8 protein-coding genes are annotated in these 12,399 nt (G+C 72.2%); 7 read left to right on the forward strand and 1 reads right to left on the reverse strand.

Annotation, left to right across the window (positions count from 1 at the left end):
• The first annotated feature begins 150 nt into the window (after positions 1–150).
• Positions 151–1,365, forward strand: a complete 1,215-nt coding sequence (gene ftsY, locus ABZY57_RS20080; protein ID WP_356513712.1) for a signal recognition particle-docking protein FtsY — start codon at positions 151–153, stop codon at positions 1,363–1,365.
• Between the two features lie 88 nt (positions 1,366–1,453).
• On the opposite strand, the gene ABZY57_RS20085 is transcribed toward ftsY, so the two are convergent.
• Positions 1,454–2,125, reverse strand: a complete 672-nt coding sequence (locus ABZY57_RS20085; protein WP_356513714.1) for a bifunctional DNA primase/polymerase — start codon at positions 2,123–2,125, stop codon at positions 1,454–1,456.
• 485 nt (positions 2,126–2,610) lie between these two features.
• Here ABZY57_RS20085 and ABZY57_RS20090 point away from each other — a divergent pair, with 485 nt between their 5' ends.
• From ABZY57_RS20090 to ftsH, 6 genes are all read left to right on the forward strand, one after another.
• On the forward strand, positions 2,611–4,044 hold the full coding sequence (locus tag ABZY57_RS20090) for a hypothetical protein (protein WP_356513722.1): 1,434 nt from the start codon (positions 2,611–2,613) through the stop codon (positions 4,042–4,044).
• Positions 4,045–4,381: 337 nt separating this feature from the next.
• Positions 4,382–5,728, forward strand: a complete 1,347-nt coding sequence (locus ABZY57_RS20095) for an ammonium transporter (protein ID WP_356513716.1) — start codon at positions 4,382–4,384, stop codon at positions 5,726–5,728.
• Complete coding sequence (locus tag ABZY57_RS20100; RefSeq protein WP_112451060.1) at positions 5,725–6,063, forward strand: P-II family nitrogen regulator; 339 nt, start codon at positions 5,725–5,727, stop codon at positions 6,061–6,063. The genes ABZY57_RS20095 and ABZY57_RS20100 overlap by 4 nt, the downstream gene beginning before the upstream one ends.
• Positions 6,064–6,080: 17 nt before the next feature.
• A complete protein-coding gene (locus ABZY57_RS20105; RefSeq protein ID WP_356513718.1) occupies positions 6,081–8,507 on the forward strand; it encodes a [protein-PII] uridylyltransferase in 2,427 nt (808 codons plus the stop codon).
• Between the two features lie 225 nt (positions 8,508–8,732).
• Positions 8,733–10,307, forward strand: coding sequence for a signal recognition particle protein (gene ffh, locus ABZY57_RS20110; protein WP_356513720.1), 1,575 nt, complete (start codon positions 8,733–8,735; stop codon positions 10,305–10,307).
• Positions 10,308–10,538: 231 nt separating this feature from the next.
• Complete coding sequence (gene ftsH, locus ABZY57_RS20115; RefSeq protein ID WP_356513724.1) at positions 10,539–12,368, forward strand: ATP-dependent zinc metalloprotease FtsH; 1,830 nt, start codon at positions 10,539–10,541, stop codon at positions 12,366–12,368.
• Positions 12,369–12,399 lie beyond the last annotated feature (31 nt).

Raw genomic sequence — 12,399 nt, forward strand, 5'->3', positions numbered from 1 at the left:
CCCTGTCGATACCGGGAGCGCTGCGACTCCGTCCCGAAGGGCTTCTCGCCGACACGCGGCCGGGTGGCGGACCGGCCCGCCCCGCGGGGGTGCAAAGCCCCGCCCGGATGACGAGGTGCCGTTGGCGAGGTCACGCATACTGGACAGGTTATGGAAATCCTGATCCTTGCCGTAGTCATCGCCCTGGTCGCGGTCGGTGCGATCAGCGGGCTCGTGGTCAGCAGCCGCAAGAAGAAGCAGCTGCCCCCCACGGCCCCGCCCAGTACGCCGACCATCACTGCCCCGCCCGCCGAACCGCAGGTGGGGGAGGACGCCGCACCGACGGCCGAAGAGCCGCGCCGCACGATCGAAGAGGTCGTGCTGCCCGAGGCCGAGGCCCCGGTCGCGGAGCCCGAAGCCCCGGTCGCCGAGGTTCCGGCAGCGCCCGAGATCGAGGTGCCCGAGCCCACCGCCGGCCGCCTGGTCCGGCTGCGCGCCCGCCTCGCCCGGTCGCAGAACACGCTCGGCAAGGGGCTGCTCACGCTGCTCTCCCGCGAGCACCTCGACGAGGACACCTGGGAGGAGATCGAGGAGACCCTCCTCATCGCCGACGTCGGTGTCGCGCCGACCCAGGAACTGGTGGAGCGGCTCCGCGAGCGGGTCAAGGTGCTCGGCACCCGCACCCCCGCCGATCTGCGCGCCCTGCTGAAGGAGGAGCTGGTCACGCTCCTCGGCACCGACTTCGACCGTGCGGTGAAGACCGAGAGCGGCGTGGACACCCCCGCCGTCGTGATGGTCGTCGGGGTCAACGGCACCGGCAAGACCACCACCACCGGCAAGCTCGCCCGCGTCCTCGTCGCCGACGGCCGCAGCGTCGTCCTCGGCGCCGCGGACACCTTCCGCGCCGCCGCCGCCGACCAGCTCCAGACCTGGGGCGAGCGGGTCGGAGCGCGCACCGTGCGCGGCCCCGAGGGCGGCGACCCGGCCTCGATCGCCTACGACGCGGTCAAGGAGGGCATCGCCGAGGGCGCCGACGTGGTGCTCATCGACACGGCGGGCCGGCTGCACACCAAGACCGGCCTGATGGACGAGCTCGGCAAGGTCAAGCGCGTCGTGGAGAAGCACGGCCCGCTCGACGAGATCCTGCTGGTCCTGGACGCCACCACCGGGCAGAACGGCCTGACCCAGGCCCGCGTCTTCGCCGAGGTCGTGGACATCACCGGCATCGTGCTGACCAAGCTCGACGGCACCGCCAAGGGCGGCATCGTCATCGCCGTCCAGCGCGAGCTCGGCGTCCCGGTCAAGCTCATCGGCCTCGGTGAGGGCGCGGACGACCTGGCGCCCTTCGAGCCGGAGGCCTTCGTCGACGCCCTGATCGGCGACTGAACGCTCCCGACGCTCCTACGCCGGCCCAGTGCCCCCGCGGTCCCCAGGACCCGGGGGCACTGCCATGGGCCCGGCCGGGGCGGCGCGGCTACGGGCGGCGCAGCCGGTGGCAGAGGTAGGCGAGGGTGCCCAGCAGGAGGCGGGCCTGGGGGGGATTCCCGGCCGAGTCGAGGGCCGGCGGGCGCATCCAGCTCACCGGGCCGAGGCCCGCGAAGTCCGAGGGCGGGGCGGTGACGTAGGAGCCCTGGCCCCGTGCGCACAGATCGAGACCGGCGTCGTCCCAGCCCATCCGGTACAGCAGCTGGGGCAGCCCGGCCGCCGCCCCCGGGGCGACGAAGAACTGGGCCCGGCCGTCCGGGGTCGCGGTCACCGGGCCGAGCGGCAGGCCCATCCGCTCCAGCCGGACCAGCGCCCGCCGCCCTGCCTCCTCGGGGACCTCGATGACGTCGAAGGAGCGGCCGACGGGGAGCAGTACCGCGGCTCCCGGGTATCCGCTCCAGGTCTCGGTGACCTCGTCGAGGGTGGCGCCGGCGGGGACCGTCGGAGCGAGGGCCAGCGGATGCGCCCCCGGCGCACCGCAACTCGTATGACCGCAGGAGCAGTCGCGGGCGGGCCCCGCGGCCCGGGCGCCGGGGACCACGTCCCAGCCCCAGAGTCCGGTGTACTCCGCCACCGTCGTGCACTCCGACGTCCGGCCGCGGCGCCGAGCGCCGGAACGGAACTCCTTGGTGCCGCGGCTGCCGCCGATCGTGAAGCCCATGCCCATGCCCCCTCCAACGGGTCGGACGTGCCGGTGGTTACGACATCGGCCGGACCGGATGCACGGCGCACTCCTCGCCGCGCGCGCCCCGGCGCACTCCTGTCCAACCGATCGGTTCCGCCTTCGTGTCAAGTGAATCGCGCCTGGCGGGTGGCGAGTTCATTCGAAGGGGTGGCGAATGGTGGCGTTTCCGGGATCGACCTCGCCGAAGGGGTGATCGTAGGATTACTTTCGGTGCACGAAGCGCGAAGGAAGACGCGTTCGCGGGTATGCCGGAGGCATGGCGTGAAGGACCTGTGAAGACCGTTTCCCGACTAGGTTTCGTGCGGAAGAGGCTGACGGATGGGGGCGTTCCAGTGAGCGGCAACGGCGCAAGCGGAACGAGTGCGGGGTCCGACGTGTCGTCCGCCGGGCTGCCGGAACGCGACTCCGCGCGGGACGACGCACAGGACTCCCCGCAGGACGCCACCGTCCGCAACGAACAGCTGACGTCCTGGTTCGTCCGCAGCGGCTGGTCCAAGGGCGAGCTCGCCCGCCAGGTCAACCGCCGCGCCCGCCAGATGGGCGCCCACCACATCAGCACCGACACCTCACGGGTCCGCCGCTGGCTCGACGGCGAACAGCCCCGCGAACCCGTCCCGCGGATCCTCTCCGAGCTCTTCTCGGAGCGCTTCGGCTCCGTCGTCGCCATCGAGCACCTCGGCCTGCGCACCGCCCACCAGACCCCCTCCGTCTCCGGCGTGGACCTGCCCTGGGCCGGCCCGCAGACCATCGAACTGCTCGGCGAGTTCTCCCGCAGCGATCTGATGCTGGCCCGCCGCGGCTTCCTCGGGACCTCGCTCGCCCTGTCCGCCGGCCCCGCCCTCATCGAGCCCATGCAGCGCTGGCTCGTACCGGTCCCGGCCGCCGACCCGGGGCCCCGGGAGGCGGGGTCGGCGGGCGCCCTGAGCGGCCACCGGCCGCCCCGGCTCTCCGAGCCCGAGGTGGACCTCCTCGAAGCCACCACCGTGATGTTCCGCCAGTGGGACGCCCAGTGCGGCGGCGGACTGCGCCGCAAGGCCGTCGTGGGCCAGCTCCACGAGGTCACCGACCTGCTCCAGGAGAACCACCCGGCCCCGGTCATGAAGCGGCTCTTCAAGGTCGCCGCCGAACTCGCCGAACTCGCCGGCTGGATGAGCTACGACATCGGCCTGCACCCCACCGCGCAGAAGTACTTCGTCCTCGCGCTGCACGCCGCCAAGGAAGGCGGTGACAAGCCCCTGGGCTCGTACATCCTCTCCAGCATGAGCCGCCAGATGATCCACCTCGGCCGCCCCGAGGACGCCCTGGAGCTCATCCACCTGGCCCAGTACGGCAGCCGCGACTGCGCGGGCTCCCGTACCCAGGCCATGCTGTATGCGATGGAGGCCCGCGCCTACGCCAACATGGGCCAGCCCAGCCGCTGCAAGCGGGCCGTGCGGATGGCCGAGGACACCTTCTCCGACGTCGGCTTCGACTCCGAGCCCGAGCCCGACTGGATCCGCTTCTTCTCCGAGGCCGAGCTCAACGGCGAGAACTCCCACTCCTACCGGGACCTGGCCTACGTCGCGGGCCGCAGCCCCATGTACGCCTCCCTCGCCGAACCGGTCATGGAGCGCGCCGTCGAGCTCTTCGCGAAGGACGAGGAGCACCAGCGCTCCTACGCCCTCAACCTCATCGGCATGGCCACCGTCCACCTGCTCCAGCGCGAGCCCGAGCAGGCCACGGTACTCGTCGGCCGCGCCCTCGACGTGGCGGGAAAGGTGCGGTCCGAACGGGTCAACACCCGGCTGCGCAAGACCGTCGACACCGCCGCGCGTGAGTACGGCGACGTCGCGGACGTGGTGCGGCTGACCGACCAGCTCGCCTCCCGCCTCCCCGAGGCCGCGGAGGCCGTCTGACGGCCACCCCGGCCACCCCAAGGCCCCCGGCCGCGGCAGTCACCCCGTGAAGCCCGATCAGGCTCCCCCAGCCAGGTTCCCCGGGTCATCGCCGCGGCCGGGTTCTCCCCCGCCACCCCCATGAACCACTCGTTCATGGAGGCGTAACACGCGGGACCTCTTCGTCATCGACGCGAAACACCCAGCGGCGCCGCCGGAAACCGGCCTGCGCGAATCTCGGGGTCAATAACCGGCCAGCCCCCGGGCCGGAACGCCCTCAGGCCTGATTCACGCACCAGCGCCGCTCAGGATTTCACGATCGCCCGCACGCGAACGTACCGACGACGAGGAGACGCCGATGGCATCAGCCATCACGACCCTCGCGGCAGACGCCCCCACGCTGTCTTCCGCGAACACCGGGTTCATGCTCATCTGCTCCGCCCTGGTCATGCTGATGACCCCGGGACTCGCCTTCTTCTACGGAGGCATGGTCCGCGTCAAGAGCAGCCTCAACATGCTGATGATGAGCTTCATCAGCCTCGGGATCGTCACGATCCTCTGGGTCCTCTACGGATTCAGCCTCGCCTTCGGCGCCGACTCCGGCTCGCTCATCGGCTGGACCTCCGACTACGTGGGACTCAGCGGCATCGGCATCACCGAGCTGTGGGACGGCTACACCATCCCCGTCTACGTCTTCGCCGTCTTCCAGCTCATGTTCGCGATCATCACCCCGGCGCTGATAAGCGGTGCGCTGGCCGACCGCGTCAAGTTCAGCGCGTGGGCCCTGTTCATCACCCTGTGGGTCACGATCGTCTACTTCCCCGTCGCCCACTGGGTGTGGGGCGCCGGCGGCTGGCTCTTCGAGCTCGGCGTCATCGACTTCGCCGGCGGCACCGCCGTCCACATCAACGCGGGCGCCGCGGCCCTCGGCGTGATCCTGGTGATCGGCAAGCGCGTCGGGTTCAAGAAGGACCCGATGCGCCCGCACAGCCTTCCGCTCGTGATGCTGGGCGCCGGCCTGCTGTGGTTCGGCTGGTTCGGCTTCAACGCGGGCTCCTGGCTCGGCAACGACGACGGCGTCGGCGCGGTCATGTTCGTCAACACCCAGGTCGCCACCGCCGCCGCCATGCTCGCCTGGCTGGGCTACGAGAAGCTGCGCCACGGCTCCTTCACCACCCTCGGCGCCGCCTCCGGCGCGGTCGCGGGCCTCGTCGCCATCACCCCCTCCGGCGGCGCCGTCTCCCCGCTCGGTGCGATCGCCATCGGTGTCATCGCCGGTGTCGTGTGCGCCATGGCCGTCGGCCTGAAGTACAAGTTCGGCTACGACGACTCCCTCGACGTCATCGGAGTCCACCTCGTCGGCGGTGTCCTCGGCTCCCTCCTCGTCGGTCTCTTCGCCACCGGCGGGGTCCAGTCCGACGTGGCCGGCCTCTTCTACGGCGGCGGCCTGGAGCAGCTCGGCAAGCAGGCGGTCGGAGTCTTCTCCGTCCTCGCCTACTCTCTCGTGGCATCCGCGGTACTCGCCTTCCTCCTCGACAAGACGATGGGGATGCGGGTCACCGAGGACGACGAGGTCTCCGGCATCGACCAGGTCGAGCACGCCGAGACCGCCTACGACTTCAGCGGAGCGGGCGGCGGCTCCTCCTCCCGGAGCACCGCAGCCCCCGCCCCTGTTGCCGCCGCGAGCAAGAAGGTTGACGCATGAAGCTCATCACCGCGATCGTGAAGCCGCACCGGCTCGACGAGATCAAGGAAGCCCTGCACCGCTTCGGAGTCCAGGGACTCACCGTCTCCGAGGCCAGCGGCTACGGCCGCCAGCGCGGACACACCGAGGTCTACCGGGGCGCCGAGTACACCGTGGACCTCGTACCGAAGATCCGCATAGAGGTACTCGTCGAGGACGGCGACGCGGAAGACGTGATGCGGATCGTCGTCGACGCCGCCCAGACGGGCAAGATCGGCGACGGCAAGGTGTGGAGCATCCCCGTGGACTCGGTCATCCGGGTCCGCACCGGCGAACGCGGCGCTGACGCGCTCTAGGTGATTGGAACCCCTGGGTGACGAGTGTCGAAGAGACCACGGACGGCAACACCGCCGACCAGGGACCCAGCGGGTACGCCGCGGCCCGGCTGCGACTCCTCCAGGAGGAGTCGCGGTCCGGGCCTTCCCGGCGTTCCGCCCTGGCGGCCCTGACCGACGACTGGCTGAAGGCGCTGTTCGCCACCGCGGTGAAGGAGACGGGCGTGCGGGGCGCCGCGCTCGTCGCCGTCGGCGGATACGGCCGCGCCGAACTCTCCCCCCGCAGCGACCTCGACCTGGTCCTGCTCCACGACGGCAAAGCCGAACCGCGGGCGCTGGCCGCGCTGGCCGACCGGCTCTGGTACCCCGTCTGGGACCTCGGCCTCGCCCTCGACCACTCGGTGCGCACCCCCGGCGAAGCCCGCAAGACCGCCGCCGAAGACCTCAAGGTGCACCTCGGACTGCTCGACGCCCGGCCCGTCGCGGGCGACGCCGGGCTCCTCACGGGACTGCGCACCTCCGTCCTGGCGGACTGGCGCAACCACGCCGCCAAACGGCTGCCCGAGCTCCACTCCCTGTGCCGCGAGCGGGCCGAGCGCGCCGGGGAGCTCCGCTTCCTGCTGGAACCCGACCTCAAGGAGGCCCGCGGGGGACTGCGCGACGTCACCGCGCTGCGGGCCGTCGCCGCGTCCTGGCTGGCCGACGCCCCGCGCGAGGGCCTCGCCGAAGCCCGGCGCCGGCTCCTCGACGCCCGGGACGCGCTGCACCTGGTGACCGGCCGCGCCACCGAGCGGCTCTCCCTCCAGGAACAGACCCCGGTGGCGGCGCAGCTCGGTCTGCTCGACGCCGACGCCCTGCTCAGGGAGGTGTACGAGGCCGCGCGGGTGGTCTCGTACGCCGGTGACGTGACCTGGCGCGAGGTCGGGCGCGTGCTCCGGGCGCGGTCCGCCCGCCCCCGGCTCCGCGGCCTGCTCGGCACCCGCAGCTCCGTACCGGAGCGGGCGCCGCTCGCCGAAGGCGTCGTCGAGTCCGACGGCGAGGCCGTACTGGCCCTGGCCGCGCGGCCGGACCGGGACCCGGTGCTGCCCCTGCGCTTCGGCGCGGCCGCCGCCCAGGCCGGACTGCCCGTCTCGCTGCACGCCGTACGCAGGCTCGCGGCGCAGGCGAAGCCGCTGCCCGTGCCGTGGCCGGCCGAGGCCCGGGAGCAGCTGCTGACCCTGCTGGGCGCGGGCGAGCCCACGGTGGCCGTGTGGGAGGCCCTGGAGGCCGAGGGGATCATCACCAAGCTCCTGCCCGACTGGGAGCGCGTGCGGTGCCGGCCGCAGCGCAACCCGGTGCACACCTGGACCGTGGACCGCCACCTCGTCGAGACGGCCGTCCGGGCCTCCGAGCTGACCCGCCGGGTGGGCCGCCCCGACCTCCTCCTGATGGCCGCGCTGCTGCACGACATCGGCAAGGGCTGGCCCGGCGACCACTCGGTGGCCGGCGAGACGATCGCGCGCGACATGGCGCTGCGGGTGGGCTTCGACGCGGAGGACGTCGCCGTGCTGGGCGTGCTCGTACGCCACCACCTGCTGCTGATCGACACCGCCACGCGGCGGGACCTGGACGACCCGGCGACGGTCAAGGCCGTCGCCGAGGCGGTCGGTTCGCCCGGCACGCTGGAGATCCTGCACGCGCTGACGGAGGCCGACGCGCTGGCCACCGGCCCGGCGGCGTGGAGCGCCTGGCGCGGCTCGCTCGTGGCCGACCTGGTCGCCCGGGTCGCCGCCGTGCTGCGCGGCGCCGCCCCGGCGGTGACGGAGCTGGAGATCCCGACCACGGAGCAGGAGCGCCTGGCGGTGGAGGCGCTGCGCACCGGGGAGCCGGTCCTGGCCCTGCACGCCCGGCAGGAGGAGGACGCGGTCGGCGTGGAACTGGTGGTGGCCGTCCCCGACCAGCCGGGAGTACTGCCCGCGGTGGCCGGCGTACTGGCACTGCACCGGCTCACCGTACGGGCGGCCGACCTGCGCTCGATGGAGCTCCCGGACCGGCTGGGCGAGGTACTGGTCCTGCGCTGGCGGGTGGCGGCGGAGTACGGGGCCCTGCCGCAGGCCGCGCGGCTGCGCACCGATCTGGTGCGGGCCCTGGACGGCTCGCTGGACGTCCCGTCGAAGCTGGCGGACCGCGAGGCGGCGTACCCGCGCCGGCGCGGGGTGGTCCCGCCGCCGCCCCGGGTCACGGTGGTCCCGGAGGTCTCCTCCCTGGCCACGGTCCTGGAGGTGCGGGCGCCGGACGCGGTCGGGCTGCTGCACCGGATCGGGCGCGCGCTGGAATCCTCGGGGGTGCGGGTGCGCAGCGCGCACGTGTCCACGCTCGGCGCGAACGCGGTGGACACCGTGTACGTGGTCGACGCGGACGGCAAGCCCCTCGGGCCTCCGGCCGCGGCAGCCCTGGCGGGGGCCGTGCAGGCCGCCCTGGCCTAGGACCGTCTCTTCCCGGTACCGGTCTCCTCCCGGACCCGGTCCTCACCCGCCGGACGGGCTGAAAGATCGGCCCCGCCGGCGTCCGAGGCGCGGGTCCGGGGCAGAGCCCCGGGGGGAACGGGCGAAGGGCGGGTGGGGAAAGCCGCCCGCAGGGCCAAGCCGGTGGCGCGGCCCGATACCCTGGGGGACGACCACACGCCCCCGACCCGAGGAATCGCGACCACCGTGTTCGATACGCTTTCCGACCGCCTCAGCGCGACCTTCAAGTCCCTCCGGGGCAAAGGCCGCCTCTCCGAGCAGGACATCGACGCTGCGGCGCGGGAAATCCGTATCGCCCTCCTCGAGGCCGACGTCGCCCTCCCCGTCGTCCGCTCCTTCATCGCGAACGTCAAGGAGCGCGCCCGCGGCGAAGAGGTCTCCAAGGCCCTGAACCCGGGCCAGCAGGTCCTCAAGATCGTCAACGACGAGCTGGTCTCCATCCTCGGCGGCGAGACCCGGCGGCTGCGCTTCGCCAAGACCGCGCCCACCGTGATCATGCTCGCGGGTCTCCAGGGTGCCGGTAAGACCACCCTCGCCGGAAAGCTCGGCCTGTGGCTGAAGGGGCAGGGCCACACCCCGCTCCTCGTCGCCTGCGACCTCCAGCGCCCCAACGCCGTCAACCAGCTCTCGGTCGTGGCCGAGCGGGCCGGCGTGGCCGTCTACGCCCCCGCGCCGGGCAACGGCGTCGGCGACCCGGTCCAGGTCGCCAAGGACTCCATCGAGTACGCGCGCACCAAGCAGTACGACGTGGTCGTCGTCGACACCGCCGGCCGCCTCGGCATCGACCAGGAGCTGATGCAGCAGGCCGCGGACATCCGCGACGCCGTCAGCCCGGACGAGATCCTCTTCGTCGTCGACGCCATGATCGGCCAGGACGCGGTCAACACCGCCGAGGCCTTCCGCGACGGCGTCGGCTTCGACGGCGTCGTGCTCTCCAAGCTCGACGGCGACGCCCGGGGCGGTGCGGCGCTCTCCATCGCCCACGTCACCGGCAAGCAGATCATGTTCGCCTCGAACGGCGAGAAGCTCGACGAGTTCGATGCCTTCCACCCGGACCGCATGGCGGGCCGGATTCTCGACATGGGCGACATGCTCACCCTGATCGAGCAGGCCGAGAAGACCTTCTCGCAGGCCGAGGCCGAGAAGATGGCGGCCAAGCTGCAGAAGGGGCCCAAGGAGTTCACGCTCGACGACTTCCTGGCCCAGATGGAGCAGGTCCGCAAGATGGGCTCCATCTCCAAGCTGCTCGGCATGCTCCCCGGCATGGGGCAGATCAAGGACCAGATCAACAACATCGACGAGCGCGACGTGGACCGCACCGCCGCGATCATCAAGTCGATGACCCCGGCCGAGCGCCAGGACCCGCACCTCATCAACGGCTCGCGCCGCGCCCGTATCGCCAAGGGCTCCGGCACCGAGGTCAGCGCCGTCAAGGCGCTCGTCGAGCGGTTCTTCGAGGCCCGCAAGATGATGTCCCGCATGGCCCAGGGCGGCGGCATGCCGGGCATGCCCGGCATCCCCGGGATGGGTGGCGGCCCCGGCCGGCAGAAGAAGCAGGTCAAGCAGGCCAAGGGCAAGCGCAAGAGCGGCAACCCGATGAAGCGCAAGGAAGAAGAGGCCGCGGCCGCCGCGCGCCGCGAGGCGGGTCCGCAGGCGATCGAGCCCGCCGCCGGCGGCAACCCGTTCGGCCTTCCGGCCGGGGGTGCGCAGCCCGGGCAGGACTTCGACCTGCCGGACGAGTTCAAGAAGTTCATGAAGTAGCGCTGACGTAGCAGTACGGAGCCACGGGAGCCCCGGCCGGACCACTCCGGCCGGGGCTTCGCCGTGTGGCCTCCCGCCAGGGGCGATGGTCAGGTTTGTCGCTTATGGTCGGCCGGGAGGACGGCAGAAGGAGGCCACGTGCCCAGCCCCACACCCGTACCGCCCCGCGACCGGGCCGATACGCCCTGGCGCTCCGAAGGCGCACCACCCGCCACGCCGCCGAAGAAGCGGATGCCCGGCGGCTGGCGCGGCCTGATCCTCGCCGCCCTGATCGTCTACCTGATCACCAACCTGGTGCTGTCCTTCTTCAACGAGGGCGACGAGCCGACCATCTCGTACACCGAGTTCAGCAAGCAGGTCGCGAACGGCAACGTCTCGAAGATCTACGCCAAGGGCGACGCCATCCAGGGCGAGCTGAAGACCGGACAGCCCAAGCCGGACGGGGACAAGGGCGACTACAAGAAGTTCGTCTCCCAGCGGCCCGCCTTCGCCGACGACGACCTGTGGGCCAACCTCACCAAGCAGAACGTCGTCGTCACCGCCTCCCCGGTCGTCGTGCAGCGCAGCTTCCTGGCCAACCTGCTGATCTCCCTGGCCCCGATGCTGCTGCTGGTCCTCCTGTGGGTGGTCATCGCCCGCCGGATGGGATCGGCGATGGGCGGCGGCATGGGCGCGCTGGGGCGCAAGACGCCGCCCAAGCCGGTCGAGCTGGAGGGCGCCAAGCGCACGACCTTCGAGGACGTGGCCGGCATCGACGAGGTCGAGGGCGAGCTCAACGACGTCGTGGACTTCCTCAAGAACCCGGACGAGTACCGCAAGATGGGCGCCCGCATGCCCGGCGGCGTCCTGCTCGCCGGCCCGCCCGGCACCGGCAAGACCCTGCTCGCCCGCGCGGTGGCCGGCGAGGCCGGGGTGCCGTTCTTCTCCGCCTCCGCCTCGGAGTTCATCGAGATGATCGTCGGCGTCGGCGCCTCCCGGGTGCGCGAGCTCTTCTCCGAGGCCCGCAAGGTGGCACCCGCCATCATCTTCATCGACGAGATCGACACCATCGGGCGGGCCCGCGGCGGCGGCGCGGCCATGGGCGGCCACGACGAGCGCGAGCAGACCCTGAACCAGATCCTCACCGAGATGGACGGCTTCTCCGGCTCCGAAGGCGTGGTCGTCCTCGCCGCGACCAACCGGGCCGACGTCCTGGACCCCGCGCTGACCCGGCCGGGCCGCTTCGACCGCACCGTCATGGTCTCCCCGCCCGACAAGGCCGGCCGGGAAGCCATCCTGCGCATCCACACCCGGGACATCCCGCTGGCCGCCGGCGTCGACCTGGCGCAAATGGCCCGTACGACCCCGGGCATGACCGGAGCCGAACTGGCCAACCTCGCCAACGAGGCCGCGCTACTCGCCGTGAAGCGCCAGCAGAAGGAGGTCACCCAGTCGGACCTCTCCGACGCGCTGGAGAAGGTCCAGCTCGGCGCGGAACGGCCGCTGGTCATGCCGGACGAGGAGCGCCGCCGTACCGCGTACCACGAGAGCGGACACGCCCTGCTGGGCATGCTCCAGCCCGGCGCCGACCCCGTCCGCAAGATCACCATCGTCCCGCGCGGGCGGGCGCTCGGCGTCACCCTCTCCACCCCGGAGGCGGACCGGTACGCCTACACGGAGGAGTACCTGCGCGGCCGCATCATCGGGGCGCTCGGCGGCATGGCCGCCGAGCATGTGGTCTACGAGGTCATCACCACCGGCGCCGAGAACGACCTCGAACAGGTCACCAACATCGTCCGGGGCATGGTCGGCCGCTGGGGCATGAGCGAACGGATCGGCCGCCTCACCGCGATCCCCGCGGACGGTCAGAGCCCCTACGGCCTCTCCGCGGCCCCCGCCACCCTCGACGCGGTGGACCACGAGATGCGCCGGATCGTCGACGAGTGCTACGAGAAGGCCTGCTTCCTCCTGCGCGAGAACCGCGACAAGCTGGACGCCCTCGCGGAGGCCCTGATGGCCCGCGAAACCCTCGACGAAGCGGCCGCTTACGCCGCCGCGGGGATCCCCCGGCTCCACAAGTGAGCGTCGTGCGGGGCCGGTCCGCGGCCCCGCA

This window comes from Streptomyces sp. NPDC006450 (assembly GCF_040612195.1).
In the GTDB taxonomy this organism is placed as follows: Bacteria; Actinomycetota; Actinomycetes; order Streptomycetales; family Streptomycetaceae; genus Streptomyces.